Consider the following 25575-nt stretch of genomic DNA (forward strand, 5'->3'; position numbering starts at 1 on the left):
AAGGCCGGCCCCCGCCGTGTGACCGAGGTCTCGCCCCGATCGCGACGCGCGACCGGGGCTTCGGACTCTCAGTCGTTGTTCCCGCCAGGAGTCGTCTTCTGGATCTGGAGCAGGAACTCGCCGTTCGACTTCGTCTGCTTGAGCTTGTCGAGCAGCAGCTCGATCGCCTGCTGCTGGTCGAGCGCGTGGAGCACGCGACGCAGCTTCCAGGTGACCGCGAGCTCGTCGCTGCCGAGCAGGATCTCTTCCTTACGCGTACCCGAGGCGTCGACGTCGACGGCCGGGAAGATGCGCTTGTCGGCGAGCTTCCGGTCGAGCTTGAGCTCCATGTTGCCGGTGCCCTTGAACTCCTCGAAGATCACCTCGTCCATGCGGGAGCCGGTGTCGACGAGCGCGGTGGCCAGGATGGTCAGCGAGCCGCCGTCCTCGATGTTCCGCGCGGCACCGAAGAAGCGCTTCGGCGGGTAGAGCGCGGTCGAGTCGACACCACCGGACAGGATGCGGCCGGAAGCCGGGGCGGCGAGGTTGTACGCACGGCCCAGACGGGTGATCGAGTCGAGCAGGACGACCACGTCGTGACCCAGCTCCACGAGACGCTTGGCGCGCTCGATGGCCAGCTCGGCGACGGTGGTGTGGTCCTCGGCCGGGCGGTCGAAGGTCGAGGAGATGACCTCGCCCTTGACCGACCGCTGCATGTCGGTGACCTCTTCCGGACGCTCGTCGACCAGGACGACCATCAGGTGGCACTCGGGGTTGTTGTGGGTGATCGCGTTGGCGATCGCCTGCATGATCATGGTCTTGCCGGTCTTCGGCGGGGCCACGATCAGGCCTCGCTGACCCTTGCCGATCGGCGACACGAGGTCGATGATCCGCGTGGTCACCACACCCGGGTCGGTCTCCAGACGGAGCCGGTCCTGCGGGTAGAGCGGGGTCAGCTTGTTGAACTCCGGGCGGCCGCGGCCGGAGTCGGCGGCCATGCCGTTCGAGGAGTCCAGACGGACCAGCGCGTTGAACTTCTCGCGGCGCTCGCCCTCCTTCGGCTGACGCACGGCGCCGGTGACGTGGTCACCCTTGCGCAGGCCGTTCTTGCGGACCTGGGCGAGGGAGACGTACACGTCGTTCGGGCCGGGCAGGTAGCCGGAGGTCCGGATGAACGCGTAGTTGTCGAGGATGTCCAGGATGCCCGCGACGGGGATCAGGACGTCGTCGTCGGAGACCTGCGGCTCGCCGGTGGTCGCGAAGTCCTCACGGCCACGACGGCCACGACGGTCGCGGTAGCGCCCGCGACGGCCACGACGGCCGCCCTCGTCGTCGAAGTCGTCCTGCGGGCCGGTGGTCTGCTGCTGGCCGCCCTGACGCTGCTGACGCTGACCGCCCTGGCCACCGCCCTGCTGGTCGTCGCCCTTGCCACCACGGTCGCGGCGGTCGCGCTGACGGTCGCCGCGGTCACGGCGCTCCCCGCGCTCGCCCCGCTCGCCGCGGTCACGGCGGCCGCGGCCCTCGGCGGTGTCGACGGCGTTCTCGGCCTTGCCCTCGCCGGAGGCGTCCGTACGGGACTCGGTTCGGGAGTCCGTCCGGGTCTCGGCCTTGGTCTCGGTCTTCACGGCCTGGGCGGACTCGGTCTTGACCTCGCCCTCCGGGCTGCCGGCCGGGGCCGTGGCGCGACGGCGGCGGCGCTCGCCGGCCGGCTGGTCGTCGGCCTGGTCGAGCGAGGCCGAGACCTTGGGGGAGGGCTGCCCGGGGATGTCGATCTGCTGCTGGGCGACGGCCTTCTCGGCCTTCTCCGCCTTGGGGGCAGCGGTCTCGGCGGCGCCCTCGGCCGCGCGGGCCTTGGAGGTGGCGCGGCGCTTCGGCTTGGTCTCAGCCGTGTCGGCGGCCTTGGCGGGGGCGGACGTGCCGCCACCGGCCTGCGCCTCCTTGATGACCTCGATCAGCTGGCTCTTGCGCATCCGCGCGGTGCCCCTGATGCCGAGGCCGGACGCGACCTGCTGCAGCTCGGCCAGGACCATGCCCTCGAGGCCGGTGCCGGAGCGGCGGCGCCGTGCGGTGGTGCCAGTGGCAGCACCTGCGGCGGGCGCGGAAGTGTCGACGGGGTTGTCGGCAGTCACGCCCATCAGATCGGTGGTGTCGCTCACGAAGGGTCCTTCCCTGGAGCGGACGTCGGCCATCTGGCTCGGCGACCGGTTGTGCTGTCCGACGACGGTCCTGGCTTGTGGACCGGGTCGGGGCGGTGGTCCCGCCGGTACGGCGGAAGAGAAAAGACGTGCTGTGGGTCCGGCCCGAGGCCCCCTGCTCGGCCCTCACATGGAAAGAGCGAGGGGTGTCGTGCCGGTTCCGGAGCGTGCTCGAAACTGCTCAGGCAGGCTGCTCAGGCAGTTGGGGAGGCTCCCGGAAGAATGGGTGGTCCCTGATGGGGACACTCCGCACCGCGCCACAAAAACGTCGGGTGCAGACTTGAGGTTAACACTACCGGCTCCAACAAACATTCCCCCTCTCCATCACCGGCAATCACGTGTCGCTAGGGCGCGAGCGGCAGAACACTCGCTCCGGACACGTCGAGATCGAGCCGGTTCGCGGCCCATCCCTCGCCCGCCAGCCGGGCGACCTTGTCGGCCGATCCCTTCTCCGTCAGCGCGAGCACCGTGGGGCCCGCGCCGGAGATGACCGCGGGGACTCCGTCCGCCCGCAGCCGGCTCACCAGCGCGATGCTCTCCGGCATCGCGGGGGCCCGGTACTCCTGGTGCAGCCGGTCCTCGGTGGCCGCGAGCAGCAGCTCGGGGCGGCGGGTGAGCGCCTCCACGAGGAGCGCGGCGCGACCGGCGTTGGCCGCGGCGTCGACGTGCGGGACGGTGCGCGGCAGAAGACCACGGGCGGTCTCGGTCAGTACGGGCTTACCGGGGACGAAAACCACCGGAACGATGGAATCGGAGGGATCCATCCTGATCGCTCGCGCGGCACCGGACTCGGTCCAGGCGAGCGTGAATCCGCCGAGCAGACAGGCGGCGACGTTGTCGGGGTGACCCTCGATCTCGGTGGCCAGTTCGAGGAGTGCGGCCTCGTCGAGGCGGGTGTCGCCGCCTATGGTCACGGCGCGGGCGGCGACGATACCGGCGCAGATGGCGGCCGAGGAGGAGCCGAGGCCGCGGCCGTGCGGGATGCGGTTGGCGCAGACGACCTCGAGGCCGCGCGGCTGCCCGCCGAGCAGGTCGAACGCGGTACGCAGGGAGCGTACGAGCAGGTGGCTCTCGTCGCGCGGGAGCGTGTCGGCGCCCTCACCGGCGATGTCGATGTGCAGCCCGGAGTCGGCGACCCGGACGACGACATCGTCGTAGAGACCCAGCGACAGGCCGAAGGCGTCGAAGCCCGGGCCGAGGTTGGCGCTGGTGGCGGGAACGCGCACCCGTACGGCGGCGGCGCGGAACGCGGGACCGGCCATCGCTCGATGACTCTCCTTGACTTGCGACAACGGGATTTCAAGAGAAGTGCAGGAAACCCGGGGGCCGTGTCTGCCTCGGGGGCGACAACGGCAACGACACCGCGCATATGCGACGGGGCGGGTTCGGTACAGCCTATCGAAGGAAGGTTCTGTGGCGACATAGGGCGCACAGGAGGCGCACGATGCGTGTCGCAAGCCTTCCTGTGCGCCTATGTACGTTCCTGATCGGGTATGCCTCCCCGGGGATTCCCCGGGGAGGCCCTTTTCGTCAGGGATCTACCCGAACCGAGCGAGTTACGCGAGGCCGAGACGCTCGGCGGCGGCGGCCGCGTCGACCGGGACGGTGACCGGCTGCGGCGCGCCGGCGACGGCCCAGTCGGGGTCCTTCAGGCCGTTGCCGGTGACCGTGCAGACGATCCGCTGGCCCGGGTCGACCTTGCCCTGCTCGGCGGCCTTCAGCAGACCGGCGACGGACGCGGCGGAGGCGGGCTCGACGAAGACGCCCTCCTGGGAGGCCAACAGCCGGTAGGCGCGCAGGATCTCACGGTCCGTCACCTCGTCGATGAAGCCGCCCGACTCGTCCCGCGCGGCGATCGCGTAGTCCCACGAGGCCGGGTTGCCGATACGGATCGCGGTGGCGATGGTCGACGGGTCCTTGACGACCTCACCGCGCACCAGCGGCGCGGAGCCGGAGGCCTGGAAGCCCCACATGCGCGGGCGGTGGGTGGAGAGGCCGTCGGCGGCGTACTCCCGGTACCCCTTCCAGTAGGCCGTGATGTTGCCGGCGTTGCCCACGGGCAGGACGTGGATGTCGGGGGCGTCGCCCAGCATGTCCACGATCTCGAACGCGGCGGTCTTCTGACCCTCGATACGGACCGGGTTCACCGAATTGACCAGCGCCACCGGGTAGTTCTCGGAGAGGGCGCGGGCCAGGGTGAGACAGTCGTCGAAGTTGCCGTCGACCTGGAGGATCTTCGCGCCGTGCACGAGGGCCTGGCCCATCTTGCCGAGCGCGATCTTGCCCTGCGGCACGAGGACGGCGGAGACCATCCCGGCGCGGACGGCGTAAGCCGCCGCGGAGGCCGAGGTGTTGCCGGTGGAGGCGCAGATGACGGCCTGCGCGCCCTCCTCCTTGGCCTTGGAGATGGCCATGGTCATGCCGCGGTCCTTGAAGGACCCGGTGGGGTTGGCGCCCTCGACCTTGAGGTGCACCTCGCAGCCCGTGCGCTCGGAGAGGACCTGAGCGGGGACGAGCGGCGTGCCGCCCTCACGGAGCGTGACGACCGGCGTCGTGTCCGTGACCGGAAGGCGGTCCCGGTACTCCTCGATGATGCCGCGCCACTGGTGGGTGCCCTTGCTGGTCATGGGTCCTTACTCCCCTTCAACACGCATGATGCTGGCGACACCGCGCACGGTGTCGAGCTTGCGCAGCGCCTCGACGGTCCCGGAGAGGGCGGCGTCGGGCGCGCGGTGGGTGACGACGACGAGGGAGGCCTCGCCGAATCCGTCCTGTCGACCTTGCTGGCGGACCGTATCGATCGATACGCCGTGCTCGGCGAAGACCGTCGCGACCTGGGCGAGGACGCCCGGCTTGTCGGCCACGTCGAGGCTGATGTGGTACCGCGTCACCACGTCGCCCATGGGGCTCACGGGCAGCTGGGTGTACGCGGACTCGCCGGGGCCGGTGGCCTCGTTGAGCTTGTTGCGGCACACGGCGACCAGGTCGCCGAGGACGGCCGAGGCGGTCGGAGAACCGCCGGCGCCGGGGCCGTAGAACATGAGCCGGCCGGCGGCCTCGGCCTCGACGAAGACCGCGTTGTAGGCCTCGCGGACGGAGGCGAGCGGGTGGCTCAGCGGGATCATCGCGGGGTGCACGCGCGCGGTGACGGACGCGCCGTCGGCGGCCCGCTCGCAGATCGCGAGCAGCTTGATGGTGCAGCCCATCTGCTTGGCGGAGGCGAAGTCGGCGGCGGTGACCTCGGTCATGCCCTCGCGGTAGACGTCGTCGAGGCGTACGCGGGTGTGGAAGGCGATGCCGGCGAGGATGGCGGCCTTGGCGGCGGCGTCGAAGCCCTCGACGTCGGCGGTCGGGTCGGCCTCGGCGTATCCGAGGGCGGTGGCCTCGTCGAGGGCCTCGCTGTACCCGGCGCCGTTCGTGTCCATCCGGTCGAGGATGAAGTTCGTCGTCCCGTTGACGATGCCCATCACACGGTTGATCTTGTCGCCGGCGAGGGACTCGCGCAGCGGCCGGATGAGCGGGATGGCGCCCGCGACGGCGGCCTCGTAGTACAGGTCCTGCCCGTGCTGGTCGGCGGAGGCGTAGAGCGTCGTGCCGTCCTGCGCGAGGAGCGCCTTGTTGGCCGAGACGACGGAGGCGCCGTGCTCGAAGGCGGTGGTGATGAGGGTGCGGGCCGGCTCGACACCGCCGATGACCTCGACGACGACGTCGATGTCGCCCCGTTTGACCAGGGCGGTGGCGTCGGTGGTGATCAGTTCGGCGGGGATGCCCTCCCGGACCTTGTCCGGGCGGCGGACCGCGACGCCGGCGAGCTCGACCGGGGCGCCGATGCGCGCGGCGAGGTCGTCGGCGTGCGTCGTCATGATGCGCGCCACCTCTGAGCCGACCACACCACAGCCCAGCAGCGCCACCTTCAGCGGACGCGTACGCATCATCCGACCTCGTTTCTCGTACTACTTCGTATCTCTACGGTTGGACCAGTCTCACTCACCGGACGAGGGTTTCTGTCCCTCGTCCGGATCCTGAGACGTCTATTTCATCAGCCGACATCGAGACGCAGGAGATCTTCCTCCGTCTCACGCCGGACGATCACGCGCGCCTCGCCGTCGCGGACCGCGACGACGGGCGGGCGGAGGGCATGGTTGTAGTTGCTGGCCATCGAGCGGCAGTACGCACCGGTGGCCGGCACGGCGATCAGGTCGCCGGGCGCGATGTCGGCGGGCAGGAACGCGTCCCGTACGACGATGTCGCCACTCTCACAGTGCTTGCCGACGACACGGCTGAGTATCGGCTCGGCCTCACTCGTCCGCGACACGAGCGCCACGCTGTACTCGGCGTCGTACAGCGCGGTGCGGATGTTGTCGGACATGCCGCCGTCGACCGAGACGTACGTCCGGAGGCCTTCGAGGGGCTTGACGGTGCCGACCTCGTACAGGGTGAAGGCGGTGGGTCCGACGATGGCGCGGCCCGGCTCGACGGAGATCCGGGGCGTGGCGAGCCCGGCGGACTCGCACTCACGGGTGACGATCTCGTTGAGGGCCTTGGCGATGTGGTGGGGCTCGCGCGGGTCGTCGTCGGAGGTGTAGGCGATGCCGAGGCCGCCGCCGAGGTCGATCTCGGGGAGCTCGATGCCGTGCTCGTCGCGTACCTCGGCGAGGAGCTGGACGACGCGGCGGGCGGACACCTCGAAGCCGGCCATGTCGAAGATCTGCGAGCCGATGTGCGAGTGGATCCCGATGAGCTCGAGACCGTCCAGCTTCAGCGCACGCCGGACGGCCTCGGCGGCCTGACCCCCGGCGAGGGCGATACCGAACTTCTGGTCCTCGTGGGCGGTGGCGATGAACTCGTGGGTGTGGGCCTCGACGCCGACGGTGACGCGGATCTGGACGCGCTGCCGCTTGCCGAGCGACTCGGCGATGTGGGCGACGCGGGCGATCTCCTGGAAGGAGTCGAGGACGATGCGCCCGACACCGACCTCGACGGCCCTCCGGATCTCTTCGTGCGACTTGTTGTTCCCGTGGTACGCGATGCGCTCGGGAGGCATGCCGGCGGAGAGGGCGGTGCTGAGCTCGCCGGCGGAGCAGACGTCGAGGTTGAGCCCCTCTTCCTTGAGCCAGCGCACGACGGCGCGCGAGAGGAAGGCCTTGCCGGCGTAGAAGACGTCGGCCTCCTGGCCGAAGGCGTCTGCCCAGGCGCGGCAGCGGGCGCGGAAGTCGGCCTCGTCGAGGAAGTAGGCGGGGGTCCCGAACTCCTCGGCGAGCTCGGTCACGCTGAGGCCGCCGACGGTGGCCTGCCCCTCGTCGTTACGGCCGACGGTCCGCGCCCACACCTTGGGGTCGAGCCGGTTGAGGTCGGCGGGCGGGGCGGAGTAGTGCCCTTCGGGGAGGACGTCGGCGTGACGGGGCCCGGCGGGATGGGCGGAACGGCTCATGTCTGCATCTTTCACATCTGGTCGGGTGCGCTGATACCGAGCAAGGAGAGGCCACCGGCGAGCACCACCCCGGCGGCTTCGGCGAGCGCGAGCCGGGATCGGTGGGCGGCCGAGGGTTTCTCGTCGCCGAGGGGCAGGACGGTGTGCTGGAAGTCGAGCAGCGCGTCGGCGACGACCTCGAGATGCCGAGCGACCCGATCGGGGGCGCGGAGGCGGGCGGCGGAGGCGAGAACGGAGGGATGGTCGCCGAGGGCGCGGATCAGGCGGTCAGGGCTCTCGGCCCGGTCGGCCCGGTGGGGACGGTCGGGGCGGCCGAGGGGGTCGGGCTGGCCGAGGCGGTCGGGCTGGCCGAGGCGGTCGGGGCGATCGGACTGCTCGTGCCGGCCGGTCCGGTCGGTTCGGTCGGTCCGGTCGATCCGGCTGTCGAACTGGAGCTGCTCGTTCCGGTCGATCCGGCTGTCGAACTGAAGCTGCTCGTTCCGGTCGGTCCGGTCGATCCGGCTGCCGAACTGGAGCTGCTCGGCGTTACGGAGGAGGGCGCGGGTACGGCAGTGGGCGTACCGGACGCGGAAGAGGGGATTGTCCTCGTGCTGGCGGAGCAGCTCGTCGCCGAGCCGGGCCCGGTCGTGGGCGGCGGAGGCGAGGAGCCCCCAGCGGGCGGCGTCGGCACCGAGACGGTGGTGGAGCTCACGGGCGGTGGGGGCCACGGGAAGGGGGGCGAGGCGGGAGCCCTCCGCTCCGCTGCTTCCCCGCACTCGCCCCGGCTCCACACCGAGGAGGGCCCAGTCGGAGGGGGCGGGCCCGTCGCACTCGGTCCGTACGGCGAACCCCTGGGAGTGGAGGATGCGCCGGAGGGCGTCGGCGGTGACGGCGGCGCGGACGTCGGCGCGGTGCCGGAGGTGGGCGGTGTCGCCGGTGGGTTCGCGCCACCCGTAGCGGGGACCGCGGTGGAGGATCTCGCCCACGAGGTCCTGTTGGGCTTCGCGGCGGAGGGTGAAGTTGAGGAACCCGGGCCCGGTGATGTCGACGGCGGCGATCCCGGGGCTGGTGCGGAGCCGCTCACGGAGGATCGCCGCGACGTCGAGGGGCGGGCGCTGGGCGGCGCGGGCGAGGGTGAGGGCGACGTTGCTGGCGTAGTCCCCACGCCCGCCGGGCCGGGGCCGCTCGACGGCGACGCGCCGGGGGACCTCCACGTGGAGCGCACCGTCATCGACCGCGCTGCGCACGGCGTGCAGCACGGTGAGGGAGAGGTCCGCGGGGGTCACGGGACAAGCGTATGGGAGAAGGGGGGTGGGAACGCGAACCGGTTTCGCGATGCGGTCACCGGGGGCAGGGTGGGCGCGGCGAGGCTCGGGCCCACTTAGGGACGCGTACCGGCGTGCCCGACCCCGCGCCTTCCGTCGTGGGTGCCGTCACGGGGGCCTTCGGGCGGGCTGTCATGGGCGGCGTCGGGTCCGCCGCCACCGCCGCCAGCGCTGTCGCCAGGTCTGTGGCCGGGCCTGTCGCCATGTCTGTCGTCGCGTCTGCCGTCGGCCCCCGACGGCCCCTCCTGTCCGCCACGCCGCTGCCCGGGCTCCCGCCCGTCGCGGTGCATGAGCTGGCGTACGACGCGTACGAGCTCGGCGGGTTCGAAGGGCTTGGCGAGGAACGCGTCGACACCGACGGCGACGCCGCTGTCCATCTCGTGCTGCGTGCAGCCGCTGACGATGGCGACGGGCAGATGGCTGGTCCGCGGATCGGACCGCAGTCTCTCGGCGGTACGCAATCCGTCCAACCGGGGCATGACGACGTCAAGGGTGACGACATCAGGCCGGACCTGATGCACGACATCCAGACACTCGGCACCATCGGCCGCGGTCACGACCTCGAAGCCCTCAAGCTCGAGATTGACCCTGATCAACTGCCGGATCACCCGGTTGTCATCGACAACGAGCACCCGACCGGACATGCCTGACACACGAACGAGAGTAGGTCGCCGGAAGTGGCTGCGTCCGGGTTTTGCCCACTTCCGACCCGTGAGGGGGAACGCGGGGTCGGTGACTCGACGGAAATACCTGTTCACAGGCATGGCTCGGATGCTGGTAGGGTTCTACCCGTCGCCGCTGAACGCGGCGGACGCCCCCGTAGCTCAGGGGATAGAGCAACGGCCTCCGGAGCCGTGTGCGCAGGTTCGAATCCTGCCGGGGGCACTTCGCAGGAAGTGCCCAAAGACCCCGCCACCAGCGTTGACGCTGAGGACGGGGTCTTTTGCGTTGTGCAGGTGTGTGCCGCTCGGAGGCGGCCTATGTCATGTCTCACTGATCAGGCGCGTACCGACGGAGAGTTGAGGTCCGCTCGCCACGGGGCAGCACGCGGTGATCCGGGTGTCCGGCCACCAGCTCCGTGTCCCGTGTCGCGCTCGACTGCCTGCAGTTTCGCTGGGCGCCGCGAGCGCAGGCCCCGACGGGAGCGGAGCCGGACCCAGCCTTCCTGGGTCCGGCTCCTTGGGGTTGTCCCTAGAAGACGGTCTTGAACGTGGAGTCGCTGCGCAGGGGTAGTGCGTAGGCCCGGGCGAAGGGGCGGGTGGGGTCGCCTGTGGAGCTGTACTGGGCCGAGCCGGAGGGGCCGATTGCGTAGAGGTCGGCCCTGCCCGAGAGGTCCGTGCCGGCCGGGGCTATGTGGGTGTACTTCTGCCAGCCGCCGCCGATCTTGCGGCGCGCGGTGAAGGTGCCGTCGCCCTTGCCCAGGTAGAGCCAGAGCGTGCCGGACGTGTCCCTCGCCAGGAGGTCGCCGCCGGGGGCTCCGGCGATGTCGCCGGGGGCGGTGAGGAGGTTGTAGACGCCCCAGCCGCCGCCGATCTTCTTGCGGGCGTTGAAGGGGGACTTGGCGTTGCCGGTGGAGGTGTAGAGCCAGAGGGTGCCGGCGGTGTCGGTGGCGAGGAGGTCACCACGGCCGTCGCCGTTGAGGTCGGAACCGCCGACGAGCTTGTTGTAGATGTTCCAGCCGCCGCCGATCCTCATGCGGGGCAGGAGCTTCTGCTTGTCGCTCTGGTGCAGCCAGAGCACGCCGTCACGGTCGCGGCCGACCACGTCGTGCGCGACCGTGCCTGCCAGGTTCCCCGGGGACGCCATCAGGGTGTACGTGTTCCAGCCGGTGCCGAGGACGTCCGCGTCCGGCGTGCGGACGACCGGGTCGCAGAACTCCTCGTGGCAACCGGTGTCGACCATGCCCCGCAGCTGGCGGACGTCGTACGCGGCGAGCTTGCCGGCGCTGTCACGGACGAGCACGTCGGGCGATTCGTTGTCGGTGAAGTCGCGCGGCGCGGTGCCGCGGTCCACGGTGAGGGTGCCGGTCCTGACGACGTCCGGACCGACGCCGTACTTCGACTTCGCGGTCAGCTTCCAGGTGTAGTCGCCGTTGTAGGCGCGGAGCACATTGGCAAGGTCTCCCTTCCAATGGACCCACTCGTACATGTGGTCGTAGACGATCCCCTTACGGCCGGTGGCGGTGTGGGTCACCTCCATGCTCACGCTCGCCGAGCCGTGGTTGGGCGCGTAGGTCACCAGCTCCGCGGCGCCGTCGCCGTAGCCGGGGAAGCGGTACACGCTCGGTACGGACAGCGACTCCAGAGTGAGCTCCAGGCGCTGGTCGCTGTCCCCGACCATGGCCGCCACCGGAGTGCCCTTCGCGTCCAAGGAGAGGCGGAAGAGTCCCAGGCCCTTCGCGAACGTGCCGCCGCCCACGAGCAGTGAGCCGTCGGGAGTCGGTGTCACACCGTCCGCGTAGTCGAGCAGCGGGACCGTACGGCCGTCCTTGAGCGATCGGAGGAGGACCGGCTTGTCGGGGTACGTGACGCCGTCGAGCTTGGTGGTGCCCGTGATCGCCAGCCAGTCGCCGCCCAGGGCGAGCTGCCCGGTGTACGGGAGGGACTGCTTCTTCTGGGTCTTCCGGTCCACCAGCTCGGACCTGCCGTGGTCGACCGACCAGACGAGGTGATCCGGCGAGACCTGCACGCTGCGGGCGTAGTCGGGGAGGGCGTACGTCTCGACGACGGTGGCCGTGGCGACGTCGACCAGGGCGAGGCGGTAGGTGAGCGGGTTGTGTGTCAACGTCTGGACGGCGAGCGTGCCCGGCGCGGTGGGGAAGACGGTGGTGTACTCCGTCGGGGTGAGACCGGTCACCTTGCGGTCGACGACCTCGCCGCCCGGTGCCCTGCTGACGAGGTGGAGCTCCTTGGTGGCCTTGTCGCGCATCACGAGCGTCGAACCGTTGGCGCGGAGGAGGGTGTAAGGGCTGTCGATGACGACCGGATCGCCGCCCTTCGCCATGTCGCGAACGAGATGGCGGGTTCCCTCGGTCGCCACGACGATGTCGCTCTCGGCGGCCCCCGAATAGTTCGTCGAGTCGTTCGTCGGCAGCTCGGTGACTGCGCCGTCGGCGTACCGCGTCCAGGTGTGGGACGACGGCCAGACGTGCGTGAGATAGCCGGTGGGACCGGCGCTGACGACCGTCGCGTCCAGGGGAAACGGGGCGACCACGTCGGCGGCGGACTGCTGCACGGCGGCGGGCGGGAGCGCGGCGGGGGACGCCAGCGCCGTCGGTGCCGCGAGGAGCGTGCCGGTGACGGCCGTGACGGTGGTGACGGCGAGGGCCGTGGCGGTCAGACGGCGCCTGGAGGTGCGGTGGGTCACGCTTCCTCTTCCTTCGAGGGACGGATCACGCGGAGGGACTGACGGGGCGGGTGCGGCGGAGAACGCCACACCCGACAGACCCGTGCGGCGATCGAATGGTTGTACGCCGAGGCGTACGCGGACCGTCGCCTCTTCCTCCACACCTGGCCCGGCTGCTCGAGGTCCCTCAGCGGTCTGTGTTACGCCACGTTGGGGTTCGCCGGTTGTTCCGAGCCGGGGGCCACTCGGCGGCCCTTGCCGCGTTTGACCAGGACCACCGTCTTCATCGTGACCCCGGGGTAGTTCGGGGTGTAGTACGCGCCCGTCCAGTAGTCGTGGAAGGAGGCCACCGTGCCGATCGTGTACGTCATCGGGTTCGCGGCCTGCTGGCCGCTGCCGGCGAAGGCTTCCATCGTCACCGTGTCCTGGCCGTCCATGCCCACCACCGCGGCCGCGTGGTACTGCGACATGATCTGCTCCCCCGGGTTCATGGCGAGCATGAGGTAGGACTGGCCGACCACCGGGCTGGCATCGCGGTCCGTCGCGCCCTGGAAGTCGCCCGCCCGTTCGCGGTTCTGCTCGTCCGACATGCCGAAGGCCTTGAGCCCGGCGCTCGTGCGTACGTTGCTGTTCGCCCCGTCGGCCAGTTCTCCCACGGCGTTGTGCATGATCTCCTCCGCCGTGTGGAGGCAGTCGTCCAGGATGTTCCGCGCCAGTTCGTACTCCTGGTACATCTCCGTGCCGCCGAAGAGGGCCTGCTGTGCCGTGCTCGTCGCCCGCAGGGCCGGGGAGAAGGAGCCGGAGGGGGCGCTGACACGGATCCAGATCGACGAGGCGTCGTCGCTCGGGACGGCGAAGACGCCGTTCGCCGAGACCGTCATGTGCTGCTGGTTCTGGTCGGCCTGCGCGGCCCAGCGCTGGATCGACTGCTGGACGGTCCCCTGGTCCGCTCGACCCGCCGCCTCCGCGTGTTCGGTCTTCGGCGCCGCTCCGCTCATGGCCCGGCGCGCGTTGCTCTCCGCCTCCCGCTCGAAGCGGTCCGACGGGTCGGAGACCCTCAGACCGGCACCGTTGTCCGTGCCCGCCACCGGGCCCTGGCGTTGCTGGATCACGTGGGTGAGTTCATGGGCCAGCGTGTGCCTGTCGGCTCCGCCCTCCCCGATCACCACGTGGTTCCCGCTCGTGTACGCGCGAGCGCCCACCTCGGCCGCCGATGCCTTCGCCGCGCTGTCGTCGTGGATGCGGACGTCGGAGAAGTCGGCGCCCAGCCGGCTCTCCATGTCCGCCCGCGTACTGCCGTCCAGCGGCCTGCCGTTGGCCCGCAGCACGTCGTGGACCGCCGAGCGCTGAACCGGCGCCTCCTCCGCCTCGTGGCCGCACCCCGCCCCGTGCCGGTGCGTCTCCCGGATCCGCTGCACGACCGCCGCGTTCCCCACCGTGGCCTGCAGCGCGAGGAGCCCCGAGGCCTGCGCCGGTGGCGCGGACACCGGTCTGCGGACCGTCGCCCGGGTGTCCTCGGTGGCGTTCGACCTGACCTTCGCGTGGTCCTGCACAGGCGCTTCCTTCGTCGGAGAATCGGAGCCGTACGTCCTACGTACGTCCTACCTACGTCCTCGTCCTGCATACGCCGGGCGACCGCGCCGACGCCAGGTACACGAGGGCAGAGTCGACCGGCCGCGAGGGCACTCTCAGCTCCTCCTGAAGAACTCGACCTCCGCCAGCGCCACATGACGGCCCGGCGTCAGGCCCGCCGCCTCACGGATCACCAGCCGCACGGACACCACGTCGCTGTAGCCCGTCTGGATCGTCTGCGGGCCCGGTTTGTCGGCCAGGGTGAGCGCCTTCGTGCGTACGGTTCCGTCCTCCGCCGTCACCACGAGGTCCATGCGCACCGGCCGGGCCTGCCCGCGGAAGTCCTCCGCCTTCTTGGAGACCCCGGTGTGCACCACGACGTCCACCAGCCGGAACGGCCGGCGGAACGTGAACGACACCGAATCGCCGACCTCCGGCGTCCCCCAGTACGTGTTGCTCAGACCGTCCGTGACCAGGGCCGGCTGATGGCGCGGCACCTCGGTACCGGCCGCCACGGACACCGGGCTGATCGGCGACGCCTTGCCGAGCTTGTCCCTCACGTCCTCGTAGACGAAACGTCCCGCCGGCAGGAGGAGGAAGCCCGCCGCCACCAGCGACAGTAGGAGGACGGTCAGTACCGTGCGGCGCAGCCATCGGCCCGAGCCCCCTCCCCTCACTCTGCGGCGGAACGGCCACACCGTGCGCCACCACGGCAGCGCCGCCACCGGCTCGGCCGCCTGGAGCCGCGCCGCGCAGCGACGGCAGAAGCGGCGCTCCGGGGCGTTCGGTGTCCCGCAGGACGGGCAGGGCGGGCCTTCCTGCGGCTCGTCCCTCGCGGCAGGTCGTACCGTCGGCCGCCGCGCCACCGGTTTCGCCGGTTGCACCGCTCCTACCAGTTCCGGTGGAGTTGCCGGTTCCGGTGGAGTTACGGGGGGAGTTGCTGGTGGGGCCGGCGGCGGTTCCGTCGGCGCCGTCGTCCGTGCCGGGTTCGCCCTCGGGGGCGGTTCCTGTTCCTGTTCCTGTTCCTGTTCCTGTTCCGCGGGCGGCGGCGCCTCCGGCTCCTGTGACCAGCCCAGGTACGCCCCGCAGTTCCCGCAGAAGTCGTCCGTCCCGCCGTTCGCCGCCCCGCAGTCCGGGCATGAGCGCATCACGTCAGCTGCCTCCGTCTTCCGGCGGCCCCGGTGGGCCCGTGAGTATCTCCACCCGGCAGGTGAGGTGGGCCGGGCAGCACGCCCTGACGACGTCGAGCACCTGCCGCGCGTCCACCGCCGCCGTCCGCAGCGGCCAGACCCGTACCAGCAGTTCTCCCGTCGGTGCCCCGGGCAGTTCCGAGCCCGGCGTCGCCGACCAGGCCGCTCCCCCGCCGTCGACGATCTCCGCCTCCACCCCGAGGCAGAGCCGCAGGCGTTCGGCGAGACCGTGGCGGGTGCCGCGCCATCGGTGCAGTTCCATCGCCCGTACGACGACGGTCCTGCTCAACTCCTCGGGCCAGCCCGGGTCCAGGTCGACGCCGAGCCAGGAGGAGAGCCAGCGCAGGAAGTCCGGCGGCGTGAGCGCCGGGTCGAAGTACGCCGGGAGGTTGTCCAGGGTGGACAGCACCGGGGCCAGTACCGTGTCCAGGCCCGCCGTGAACCGCTGCGCGAGGTCGTCGTCCGCGTAGAGGGCCGGGAGCAGGCCGCCGATCGGATGGCGGCTCGGGAGTCCGGGGACCGCGGCTCTGGTCACGACGCGCCTCCCAGGTCCCCGGCGGTGACCACCACCTGGTGCTGGTAGGAGAAGACCAGGGCGCCCCGCGCGACGTCGATCCGCTCGGCGGGAGCGCCCCGGCGCCCGGTGACCGGGTCGGCCGGGAACAGCCGGAGTTCCTCCACCAGCGCGGTCCGGGCCGCGCGTTGGAGGACGGCGAAGACCTCTCCGTACTGGACGGGCCGGCCGAACGCCCAGCCGGTGCCGTCGGTTCCGCCGTGCAGCGGGTTGAGGTGGCGGAACAGCGCGGCCAGCGCCGCCTCCCGTACCCGGTCCACGTCCTGGGCGTCGGCGACCAGCCGGGCGACCACCGTGACGCCTTGGTACGCGGGCGGTTCCACCACGAGACGGGTGCCGACCAGCCGTCGCTCGTCCAGCCGTTCGGTGATCGCGGAGAGCACCTGGCCGGAGGGGATCAGCTGCTCGAACCGGAGCCGGTCGTCCCCCTCGTCCGCGACCGCGTCCGGCACGATCAGGACCCGTACCGCGCCCCCCTCGCCCGCGACCGCGGGCAGGCAGCGCACGCGCTTCACCGAGGGGGCCGCCTGGCGGGCGATGATCTCGTAGTCCTCCGCGGTGACGGCCCGGTCCCGCACCCGCAGCACGTGCGGGGCCCTCGCCTTGGCGTTCTCCACGCTCTCGCCGTCGACCCCGCCGCGCGCCGCCTCGCGGTTCTCGACGCGGGCGATGTACGGGACGGAGCTGCGCAGGACCGAGATCGCGCCGCGTGCCACGTTGCCCGCGGCTCCGCCGCCCGTGCGGTGGCGCGGGACCCGCACCTGAGCGCCCTTGTCGGGCACCGCACCGTACGTGCGCAGGGTGCCGTCCGGCTCCCGCAGCGCGGGCGGGAAGGCGAACTCGCCGGAGGTGGCGTCCACGACGACGTGCCGGTCGCCCGGCGACGAGTCGCCGAAGTGCTCCACGGCCGTCCAGGTCTGCCAGCCCTCGGCGGAGGAGACCTCCACCACCGGCGGTTCGCCGTCGAGCAGCAGCGGCGGCCGGGGAAGACGGAAGCGCTGGCCCGCCACGCCGTCGGAGACGCCCAGCAGGGTGTCGTACACGGCTTCCGCGTGCTCGACCGTCACCGTGCCGCCGACGGTGAACACCTCGGCCTCGCGGACGGTCGGCGACTCGGAGTAGAAGGGCTGGCCTGCCTCCGGGGCGGTGACACGGCAGCGCAGCCAGCCGGCCCGCGTGCCCGCGACCACCGACGCCGTGTGCCCCGCCGGTACGTACAGGATGATCTCGCCGGGCCTGTTGAGCCCTCCCGTGGTGTCGGAACCGGTCTCGCAGACGACCCACCTCGCGCCGTCCCAGGCCTCCCACACGAGCGGCGGCTGGCGCGGGTCGACCCCGACCCCCTCGACACGGCTGTCGAGCCGTACAGCGACGATGCAGCGCGGCACGGCGGTCGGCAGACCGAAGAGCATCGCGTCGCCGGGCGCCGGATCGGCCTGGAAGCAGGGGATGTCCCGGCCCTCGCCGAGCGCGGTCGTGCGGTCCGTCTGTTCGCCACCGGCCGGCGCGGTGACCAGCCGCGTCAGGGAGCTGGGCACGATCGGCAGGTCCACGGCGGTGCCGAACACCACCGCCTCCTCCGTCTCGCTGCGTACGGTGGCCACTTCGACGCCGGCCCGCAGCGTCACGGTGTCGGGCTGGGGGGCGGAGAGCCAGAAGTCGACGTCGGCGGTCGCGGCGGCGGGCGGGAAGAGCTGGACGCCCAGCAGGTCGAGGAAGGCGGAGTAGTTCTTGTCCGGCACCCGGTTCAGCCGGTAGAGCAGCTGGTCGACCATGTAGGCGAAGGTCTCGATGAGGGTGACCCCGGGGTCCGACACGTTGTGGTCGGTCCATTCCGGGGAGCGCTGCTGCACATAGCGCTTCGCCTCGTCGACGAGCTGCTGGAAGCGCCGGTCGTCCAGGTTGGGTGAGGGCAGCGCCATCAGCGCACTCCTGCCTCGTCGGTGCCCTCGGTGGAGGGGATGGAGTAGAACGGGAAGACGAGGTTGCGCAGGTCGTTGGTGGACCGCACGGTGTAGCGGACGTCGATGTAGAGGGTGCCGTCGTCCACGGAGTCGAAGGCGACCACGACATCGTCGACCTGGATGCGCGGCTCCCAGCGTTCCAGTGCCGTACGCACCTCGTGGGCGACGCGTCCCGCGGTGGCGCCGTCACCGGGCGCGAAGACGTAGTCGTGGATCCCGCAGCCGAACTCGGGGCGCATCGGGCGCTCGCCCGGCGCCGTGCCGAGGACCAGCCGGATCGCCTCCTCGATCTCCCGGTCGCGCTCCACCATCCCGATGCCCCCGGTGGGGCCGACCCGGAGCGGGAAGCCCCAGCCCCGGCCGATGAACCGCTCGCTCACACCGGCCCTCCGATCAGGACGTTCGGAGCGCCGGCCACGATCTGCGCCCCGCAGGCCGTCTGGTCCCGTACGCAGGCGGCGGGCAGCCCGCCGATCAGTACGGCCCCGGTCACGGCGGCGCGCGGGTTCGGCATGATCACGTTGGCCGGGCCGAGGTAAGCGTGTGCCGCGCAGGTGTGCAGACTCCCGGTCACGGCGGCCGGCTTGCCGCCGATGAGCACGGTGGGGACCATGACGGCGCCGGGCGGCGGGGTGGCGACGAGACCGCCGTGGGCCGTGGGGTCTCCGACGCGTGCTGCGGGGGGCATGGGGGTTCTCCTTGCTGCGGTGGTGGGGTGGGTGGGGCCGGGGGCGGTTCCGCCCCGTGCTGGGGTGGGTGGGCCCGGGGGTGGTTCCGCCCGTGCTGGGGTGGGTGGGCCCGGAGAGGGTGGTCCGGTCAGTTGAGGCGGATCATCCTTGCCTTGATCGTCGCCAGCAGCCCGCCGTCGACCGTGACCCCCGTCTTGCCGTTGATGTTCACCGACCGGCCGTTGAGGTCGATCGTCCCCGTCCCCGCGTCGAGCGTGATGCCCCTCGGAGTCAGCGTCACGGAGCTCAGCGGGCGTCTCCCACCCGGCCCGAGGACCGTGAGCTCGATCTGGTTGCGGCGCTCGTCGAGCCTCACCTCCAGCCGCTTGTTGCCACTGGCGAGCCGCACCCCCGACGGGCCGCGCGCGGTGTCGAGCAGTTCGATCCGGTTGCCCGAACGGGACACCAGGGAACGGCGGTTGACCTTGCCGCTGGTCGCGTCGACGAGCGGCACGTCGTGCGGTGAGGGCTTGTCGACCCCGTTGTAGAGGCCGCCGAGCACGTACGGACTGTCCAGCAGACCCTGCTCGAACCCGACGAGCACCTCGTCGTTGACCTCCGGGCTGAAGACGCCTCCGCCGCCCTGACCGCCCCACTGGACGGTCCGTACCCAGTCCGTCACGTACGCGGCGTCGAGCCAGGGGAACTTCAGCCGTACCCAGCCGCGCTGGCCGCCCCCCGTCTCGCGGATGTCGGTGACCACGCCGATCGCGAGGCCCGGCATCCGGGGCCCGCGCGAGGGCGCGTTGGCGCCCGTGGCAAGGCCGGTGAGGGAGCGGTCGGGCGAGGAGCTGACGAGCACGGTGGTGCGGTAGCCGAGCTGCGGCTCCAGGACGTGGTGGACGGCGGTCGCCGTGTAGCGCCCGGAGAACGCCGGACCGACGTTGCCGAGGGCGATGGGCCGGCCCGCCCGCAGCTTGGGGTTGCCCTCGGCGACGGCCTCGATCTCGCCGAACCCGGCGCTCACCGACGCGGCGACCGAACCGGCCACGGCCGTCGTCTCCGCCTGGGTGCGGTACGGGGTGTCGGCCACGGTCACCCGCGCCGACGCGCCGAAGGCGCCGGCCACCGACGGGCTCATGCCCGGTGTCACCGTGGTGCTGCGGACGGACGGCCGACGCGCCACCAAGGGGGTCTTGGTGGTCACGTTCCAGCCGCGCACCTCCACGCTGCCCGCCCCGTCGGCCCCCGTCAGCACGGCGCGCAGGGCCAGCAGGTTACGGCCGTACTCCAGGACCATCGGGCTGCGGGTGGACGGGGTGGAGGGCGCCGGAGCCGACGCGGCGGGCGTCGGCCGGACGAACTGGAGCAGGCCCTTCTCGTCGATCCGCACCTGGGCACCGCTCTCTCCCGCGAGGTACTGCAGGAACTCCCAGTCCGAGACGTTGGCCTGGGACAGCTGCTGGTGCGTCACGGGCGCGGCGTCGATCTTCCCGCAGGCCAGGCCGGCGCCGGCGGCGACCTTGCGGACGATGTCCGCGGTGGTCATGTTGCGGTACGCGACGACCTTGCGCCCCCGCTGGAGCCGGTGCGCCTTGGAGTACGCCCGTACGACCGTGAACGACCCGGTGGTGTCGGTGTCCAGCTCCACGGCCGTTACCTCGCCGGTGAACAGCCGCTCCCTGCCGCGCCCCTGGGCCGTCATCACCGAGATCTTCAGCGGAGTGCCGATGGTGATGCCGGTGGCGGTGAGCAGTTCGTGGTTCGGGTCGCGGTAGGTCAGCAGGGCGGTGTCGGGCAGGCCGACGTTCTCGTCGACCTCGCAGCTCACCAGCTGCGCGACCCAGGCGGGTGGCAGCTCGGCGGGGGCCTCGACGATCGGGTCCGCCGCGAACGAGCGGCCGCCTCTCTCCTCGGTGGAGTTCATGGTCCTTCCTCCGGTGTCCCGTCCTCGGTGCCCGGGACGACCAGTTCGGTACCGGGGACGAGCACCATGGGATCGTCGATGCCGTTCGCCTCGGCGATGGCGCGCCAGGCGGTGGCGTCGCCGTACTCCCGCCAGGCCAGGAGCGGCAGGCTGTCGCCCGCGACCACGCGGTGCGTCCGGCGTGCCTCGCGCGAGCCCGACGTCGGGTTCTGCCCCGGCGGATCGACGCTCGCCTCCTCGATCGAGAGCGAGCAGGTGGCGCGCAGCGGCTTCCCGTCGACGTCGAACAGGCTGTAGTTGACGGACAGGTTGGAGAGCACGCCGTCGAACGAGGTCGTCTTCGACGTGCCCCACTCGAAGCGCACCCACGGGCTGGCGGGTGTCTTGCGGGCCAGGCTGGCGCTGGTGGGCACGCAGGCCACCATCAGCTGCTGCACCGCCTGCTCCACGGAGTTGTCGTGGGTGGCGGTCGCGTCCAGGAAGACCTCCAGGGAGAGCGAGCGCGGGCCGCTGCCGACGAACTCGGGCAGGGCGGACTGCCCGGCCATCCGCGAGGGCGTGCGCCGCCACTCGGTGGTCTTGCCCAGGGTCAGCGTCGCCGGGTTGAACTGGAGCTTCAACCGGGCGAGGGTGCCGCCCGGCTTGGCGCCGACCTTCGCGGGCGGCTCCATGATGGTCAGTTGGGCTCGGGCGCGGCTCGCGCGTGCCGGTGCCATGTCGTACCTCCGTCCTGTCGTTGCTGTTGTTCGTCGCCGGCCGGGGCGTGTCCGGTCCTCAGGACGGGCGGAGGCCCTCGTGGGCGATCTCCAGCGTCTCGATCGCGGCCTGGGAGTTCGCCGGATCGAAGGACGGCCCCTGCCAGCGCACGGGGACGATGCCGAGGACCTGCCAGCTGACGATGCGGCTGAGGTCTGGCCTGAGCGCGACGATCTCGCCGTCCTTGGGCTCGACGCGCTGGACGATCTCGTCGAGCCAGCGCGCGATCTTGGCCGTGTCCTCGGTCACCGGCCTGGTCAGGGTGATGTTCGACCACGTGATGCGCCCCGGGAGCTGCCAGGCGAAGCCGTTGTTGCCGCCCTCGGCGTACTGCTGGATCTCCACCTCGGCCCCCAGCCCCGAGCACGTGTGGAACGCACCCAGGTCGTTGCCGCCGATCGCGAGCCGGAAGAACACGCTCGTCGCGACGATGCTGTCCGTCATCTCTCTCCTTGCCCAGGGGGCGGGTTCTGCGGGGTTCGGTTACGTGTGGGGCGGGGCGGGGGCGGGGCGGGAGTCAGCGGCGGCCGTCGTGGGGGCGCCCGGTGCGTTCCCGGCCTCTGCGCATCTCGGCCCGTAGCAGGCGGGCGACCGGGTCCAGCAGATGCCGGGCCAGCTCTTCGAGTTCGGCCCCGCGTGGCGTGGGCCCGGGTGGGGCGGCGGCCGACGCCGGTCTCGACGCGGATCCGGGGGCGTGGGCGGAGGTCGGGCCGGGCGCCGGGGTGTCTGCTGAGGTGCCTGCTGGGGTGCGGGCGACGACCGGGGTGACCGGAACACCGTGAAGCCCCGCGTCAGCCATCCGCTGCACGGCCTTGGCCTGGAGCCGACTGCCGGGCGTCGTCCGCGGTGCGGGCGGAGAGGGGGGCTGAGGCGCGAGCCCGGTGCCAGTGGCGGTGCCGGTGGTGAGGGGCATGGGCAGGGGGGTCGGCACCGACAGACGCTGTACGGGAGCCATGGCCCCGGGACCGCCACCCGCCGGTCGCGCGGGCGACGGATCCGGACGTACGACGGGGGTGGCCGGGGACGGAACCGATCGCCGTGCCACGGCCGACGACGAGGCCCGGACTACCGATCGCTGTGCCAAGGCCGACGACGAGGCCTGGGCCTGGGCCTGGAACGAGGCCGCACCCGGAGCCTGGGCCTGGGCCTGGGCCTGGGACGAGGCTGGAGCCGTGGGCGGCTGGGGTGTGGGCGGGGCGGACCCGGACCTCCCGGGGGGCGCGGAACGCACGGTACCGCTGTCGTCCAGGGCCGCGCGGGCGAGGGTCGGGGCGGGGTCCGCGGGCGCGGAGCCGTACGTCGCCGGGCGCATGCGGGCGAGCAGCCCCCTACGGGGAGGCGGCGTCGGGTCCGGGGTCGAGTGCGGTGCCCGGGCGCGCTGGACGGCGGGGGTGGACGTGCCGACCGACGGGGGGTCGCGGCGCCAGGTGGCGGCCACCACGGGGCGGGAGTTCCCGGCGGCCGGCCCGGCGGGCGCGGAGAACCCTTCGGCGGCTCCGGTGCTGACGCCGAGCGGACGTTCGGCGAGCAGGCCGCGCGAACGCTGGTCGGGGGTGGCCCGGAACGGCCCACCGGCCGGGCCGGAACCGGCGTCGGCGCGGCCCTCGGACGCGCCGGGGCCCGTCATCGCGCCCGCCGCACGCGCCACCGTGACGAGCGGCTGCGGCTGTGCCGGGGGCTGCGGCTGCCGGGGGGCGGTCTGCCGTGGCGAGGGGGTGCCTGCGTCCGTGGTCGCGGAGGTGGACGGCCGCGGTGACGGTATCCGGTCCGCCGCCGGGGGAACGGCGCCGCGCTGTACGGACGGAGCCGCGCCGAGCAGCGGCGTGGCCGACGCCGGGGTCGAGGTCGCGGTCGGGGTCCGGGGCGGGGTCGGGGTCGGAGTCCGGGGCGGGGTCGGGGTCGCCGTGGGGGGCAGGGCTCGCAGCGGGGCCCCGAGACCGGTGCGTGCGGTGGGCTTCGTCACCTCCGGCGGCCCTTCGGAGCCCGTCGCGCGCCGCATGACGGGGAGGGGTTCTCCGCCTGCCGCGTTGAGGGGAGCCGGCGCGGGGGCCGCCTGCCGTGCGGTGGAGGGCAGTTCACCTAGGGGTGCGCCCAGACCGGGGCGTACTCCGGTGCGCGGGCGAGCCGACGGGCGGTCGGCGCGGTCCGTTGCCGACTCGTCCCGTACGGGTGTCCCGCCCGGGGGCGGCGGTGTCGCCCGGTCGGCGGCCGCGGCCGGTGCTCGCGGCGGTACCGCGGCGACCACACGCGGTGGCATCGCCGGGCGCCTGGCCACGACCAACGGGGCGCCGACCGGGCGCGGCCGGACCGGAGCCGGCCGCGTCCGCCGGGGGGTGGCGGACGATTCGGGGGTGGGGGCGGTGGGGGACGCGTCGGGGGCCTGGGGGCGCGCTCCCACGACGGGCAGCACGGCGGGCCCGCTCGTAGCGGGCGCCCCGGCCTCCGTCTCCGTACGGCGAAGGACGGTGGAATCGGGCGTCGCCGGGGGCAGGTCCGTGGCCGGCCGGGGAGCGGTGGGTCCGGTTCCCAACAGGGGGTGTGCTGTGGAGGGATCGGCTGCCGCACGCGTGACGGCGGTGGTGGAAGGGGGCGTCGTGGCGGGCTTCTGCGGTCCCGTCGGCACCGCGCGCTGCACGGCGGGTGCGTTCCGCGTCCCGTCGGCGGGCCGCCGGTCGGGGGCGGACGGCAGGGACGGTTCGGGTTCCGTTGCCCGCGTCCGCCGGGACACCACCAACGGGTCGGAGCTCTCGGGCCCCGAGGCCGCCTCGGGCGCGACGGCGGGCGCGCCGCCGTCGGACCGACCGGCAAACGCCGCCGGGTCCGTGGACCGGGGCACGGTCGACGGATCGGTTGCGGGTGCGGGTGCGGGTGCGGGTGCGGGTGCGGCGGTGGAATCGCTGCCGCCCGCTCCGGGGACCGGGTCCGGTTCGGGCACCGAAGGCGCCTTGGGCCCTGCGGCGGTACTCCGGGGCACCACCCGCGAACCCGAGGTCCCTGGCCCTGGTGCCTCCCCCGGCGCCACCACCGTCGAGTCCGTACGCCGGGACACCACCAGCGGATCCGAGGCGTCCGGCCCGGCCGGGGGACCCGGGAGGCGGCTCGTGCCGGTGCGTGCGGGCGTCGACGCCGTACGGCGCCCTGCCCGCTGGACCGTGTGCCCGGCCCCCGCGGACTCCCCCGCGGGCTGTTCCGGCTCGGGGTCGGGCTCCGGGCGTACCGCTCGGAGCAGCAGGGGGCCGCCGCCCCCGGGCGTCTCCGTGGCGCGGCCTGACGGGCGGGCGACTCCGTGGATCAGGCCCGCGGGTGCCGACGGCAGGAGGCCGTGGCCCAACCCTGCCGTGAGCGTCGGGTTCTGCCACGCGGCGAGACCCGAGCGGAACCGCAGCCCGTCGCTCACGGCGAGAGCCGAACGCGCGACGGTGAGGGGCGGCTGCGGCGCGGCCTCGCGCCAGCCTCCGTCCCACTCGGGAAGCGCGGGGGCTGCCGGATCGGGTCCCCGCACGCCCTCCCGCTCGGGCGCGGCGGACCCCGGTGCGCCGTCCCGCCGGAACCTCTCCCAGAACACCATGCCGTCACCCGCCTTCGTTCACCCGTGTGTTGATCCGTGCTATCTCCCTCACCCACTGCTGCCGCTCGGCGTGGGTGAGGTCGAGGATCTCCTCACGCTGCCAGTGGAAGTGGTAGGCGACGTACGCGATCTCCTCCCGCAGCCGGGGAAGGGCGTACGTCACGATTCCCCCAGGCGCCCGCCGGAGAGGTCCACCTCGAAGGAGTCGTGGCAGTGCGGGCAGGTCACCGCGGCGTGCGTGTGGCCCTCGCTGTTGATCCGCCGGTAGAAGTCCTGGAGGAAGGCGACGTCGGTGGCGTACATGCGCTCGACGACCCCGGCGTGGATGTCGGTGATCGTGCCCAGCTGGGTGATCACCTGGCTGAGCAGCACCACGCTCAGGTACGCCGGGTTCTCCTTCACGCGCAGGTCGATCTGGGGGCGCAGTTCGTCCCGGGCGGTGGCCAGCCGCATGGAGCCGGTGCGGTGGACCGTGCCGTCGTCGTCGACGTACCCGCGGGGCAGCTCGAACTCGAACTCCGTCCGCAGTTCGTCGCGTCGGCCCGCCCGGGCCGCCGCCGGGGCCGGCGTGGCAGCCGTCCCCGGAGCCGGTGCCGACGGCGCGGCCGTGTCGAGGAGTTCCTCCAGGCCGCCCGAAGTGACCGTCCTGCGCCTCATTCGACCACGATCTCCTCGAAGGTGATGGTCACCGTCTCGGTGGCGGCGCTGGACTCGCCCGCCTTGAGCGCGGGGCCTTCCCACTTGCTCGCCCAGCCCTGCATCAGCTGGATGCGGCGGACCGTCTCGCCGGTCGAGTCCTTGATCTCGATGGTGAGGTTCTGGCGTGCGGTGTCGACCGCTCCGTTGTTGAGCGTCTCCTTGATCCAGTTGGTGAACTCGCTGCTCTTGTCCAGGCCGCGGGTGATCGTCACCTCGCCGGCCTGCCGCGCGCCGGGCTGCTTCCGGATGATCTGCTTGCCCTCGGCGGTCACCTGACGGACCTCGACGACCTCCTCCTCGACGGTCATGCCACTGACCTCTTGGATGGACTCGACGAGATAGCCGCCCAGCTGGACGCCGAAGACGTGGGTGGAAAGAGCGTCGCCCTCTGCCATGACTGCTT

Annotated in this window: 21 protein-coding genes and 1 tRNA gene; 1 reads left to right on the forward strand and 21 read right to left on the reverse strand. The window is 72.4% G+C overall.

The annotated features are described in order from the left end of the window. Window positions 1–68: 68 nt before the first annotated feature. From rho to M5362_RS14845, 7 genes are all read right to left on the reverse strand, one after another. Window positions 69–2135, reverse strand: a complete 2067-nt coding sequence (gene rho / locus M5362_RS14815; RefSeq protein WP_308354874.1) for a transcription termination factor Rho — start codon at window positions 2133–2135, stop codon at window positions 69–71. Window positions 2136–2518: 383 nt separating this feature from the next. After that, window positions 2519–3436, reverse strand: coding sequence for a homoserine kinase (gene thrB, locus M5362_RS14820; RefSeq protein WP_260227967.1), 918 nt, complete (start codon window positions 3434–3436; stop codon window positions 2519–2521). 294 nt (window positions 3437–3730) lie between these two features. Further along, window positions 3731–4801: a threonine synthase gene (thrC, locus tag M5362_RS14825; RefSeq protein WP_260227968.1), complete on the reverse strand. Its 1071-nt coding sequence runs from the start codon at window positions 4799–4801 to the stop codon at window positions 3731–3733. Window positions 4802–4807: 6 nt separating this feature from the next. After that, window positions 4808–6106, reverse strand: coding sequence for a homoserine dehydrogenase (locus M5362_RS14830; protein ID WP_260228063.1), 1299 nt, complete (start codon window positions 6104–6106; stop codon window positions 4808–4810). Window positions 6107–6213: 107 nt separating this feature from the next. Then, a complete protein-coding gene (gene lysA / locus M5362_RS14835; protein ID WP_260227969.1) occupies window positions 6214–7605 on the reverse strand; it encodes a diaminopimelate decarboxylase in 1392 nt (463 codons plus the stop codon). Between the two features lie 11 nt (window positions 7606–7616). Then, complete coding sequence (gene nrtL, locus M5362_RS14840) at window positions 7617–8870, reverse strand: ArgS-related anticodon-binding protein NrtL (protein ID WP_260227970.1); 1254 nt, start codon at window positions 8868–8870, stop codon at window positions 7617–7619. A 95-nt stretch (window positions 8871–8965) separates the two neighbouring features. Next, on the reverse strand, window positions 8966–9673 hold the full coding sequence (locus M5362_RS14845) for a response regulator (protein WP_374214466.1): 708 nt from the start codon (window positions 9671–9673) through the stop codon (window positions 8966–8968). A gap of 49 nt (window positions 9674–9722) precedes the next feature. Between M5362_RS14845 and M5362_RS14850 the strand changes: the two genes are divergently transcribed. Next, window positions 9723–9794 (forward strand) — tRNA-Arg (locus M5362_RS14850). Between the two features lie 306 nt (window positions 9795–10100). Here M5362_RS14850 and M5362_RS14855 read toward each other — a convergent pair. From M5362_RS14855 to M5362_RS14920, 14 genes are all read right to left on the reverse strand, one after another. After that, entirely contained in the window at window positions 10101–12275 is a 2175-nt protein-coding gene (locus M5362_RS14855; RefSeq protein ID WP_260227971.1) for a hypothetical protein, read from the reverse strand. Between the two features lie 179 nt (window positions 12276–12454). Continuing rightward, entirely contained in the window at window positions 12455–13807 is a 1353-nt protein-coding gene (locus tag M5362_RS14860) for a DUF4157 domain-containing protein (RefSeq protein ID WP_260227972.1), read from the reverse strand. Window positions 13808–13942: 135 nt separating this feature from the next. Then, a complete protein-coding gene (locus tag M5362_RS14865) occupies window positions 13943–14710 on the reverse strand; it encodes a zinc ribbon domain-containing protein (protein ID WP_308354875.1) in 768 nt (255 codons plus the stop codon). A gap of 268 nt (window positions 14711–14978) precedes the next feature. After that, entirely contained in the window at window positions 14979–15551 is a 573-nt protein-coding gene (locus M5362_RS14870) for a phage tail protein (RefSeq protein WP_260227974.1), read from the reverse strand. Beyond that, window positions 15548–17512: a putative baseplate assembly protein gene (locus M5362_RS14875; protein ID WP_260227975.1), complete on the reverse strand. Its 1965-nt coding sequence runs from the start codon at window positions 17510–17512 to the stop codon at window positions 15548–15550. The genes M5362_RS14870 and M5362_RS14875 overlap by 4 nt, the downstream gene beginning before the upstream one ends. Further along, window positions 17512–17934: a GPW/gp25 family protein gene (locus M5362_RS14880; protein ID WP_260227976.1), complete on the reverse strand. Its 423-nt coding sequence runs from the start codon at window positions 17932–17934 to the stop codon at window positions 17512–17514. The genes M5362_RS14875 and M5362_RS14880 overlap by 1 nt, the downstream gene beginning before the upstream one ends. Next, window positions 17931–18242: a PAAR domain-containing protein gene (locus M5362_RS14885; protein ID WP_260227977.1), complete on the reverse strand. Its 312-nt coding sequence runs from the start codon at window positions 18240–18242 to the stop codon at window positions 17931–17933. Before M5362_RS14885 ends, M5362_RS14880 begins: the two co-directional genes overlap by 4 nt. Window positions 18243–18370: 128 nt before the next feature. Beyond that, entirely contained in the window at window positions 18371–20149 is a 1779-nt protein-coding gene (locus tag M5362_RS14890; RefSeq protein WP_260227978.1) for a VgrG-related protein, read from the reverse strand. Then, entirely contained in the window at window positions 20146–20865 is a 720-nt protein-coding gene (locus M5362_RS14895; protein WP_260227979.1) for a LysM peptidoglycan-binding domain-containing protein, read from the reverse strand. The genes M5362_RS14890 and M5362_RS14895 overlap by 4 nt, the downstream gene beginning before the upstream one ends. A gap of 58 nt (window positions 20866–20923) precedes the next feature. Further along, window positions 20924–21349, reverse strand: coding sequence for a phage tail protein (locus tag M5362_RS14900; RefSeq protein WP_260227980.1), 426 nt, complete (start codon window positions 21347–21349; stop codon window positions 20924–20926). 73 nt (window positions 21350–21422) lie between these two features. After that, window positions 21423–22868: a hypothetical protein gene (locus tag M5362_RS14905; protein ID WP_260227981.1), complete on the reverse strand. Its 1446-nt coding sequence runs from the start codon at window positions 22866–22868 to the stop codon at window positions 21423–21425. A 1609-nt stretch (window positions 22869–24477) separates the two neighbouring features. Then, window positions 24478–24636 carry a DUF6760 family protein gene (locus M5362_RS14910; RefSeq protein ID WP_260227982.1) on the reverse strand — a complete coding sequence of 53 codons (159 nt, stop codon included), beginning with the start codon at window positions 24634–24636 and terminating at the stop codon, window positions 24478–24480. Then, entirely contained in the window at window positions 24633–25130 is a 498-nt protein-coding gene (locus tag M5362_RS14915) for a hypothetical protein (RefSeq protein WP_260227983.1), read from the reverse strand. The genes M5362_RS14910 and M5362_RS14915 overlap by 4 nt, the downstream gene beginning before the upstream one ends. Further along, the gene (locus M5362_RS14920; protein ID WP_260227984.1) at window positions 25127–25567 is read right to left on the reverse strand and encodes a phage tail protein; all 441 of its coding nucleotides are present in this window, start codon (window positions 25565–25567) and stop codon (window positions 25127–25129) included. The genes M5362_RS14915 and M5362_RS14920 overlap by 4 nt, the downstream gene beginning before the upstream one ends. Window positions 25568–25575: the final 8 nt, after the last annotated feature.

The sequence above is a fragment of the Streptomyces sp. Je 1-79 genome (assembly GCF_025195125.1).
In the GTDB taxonomy this organism is placed as follows: Bacteria; Actinomycetota; Actinomycetes; order Streptomycetales; family Streptomycetaceae; genus Streptomyces.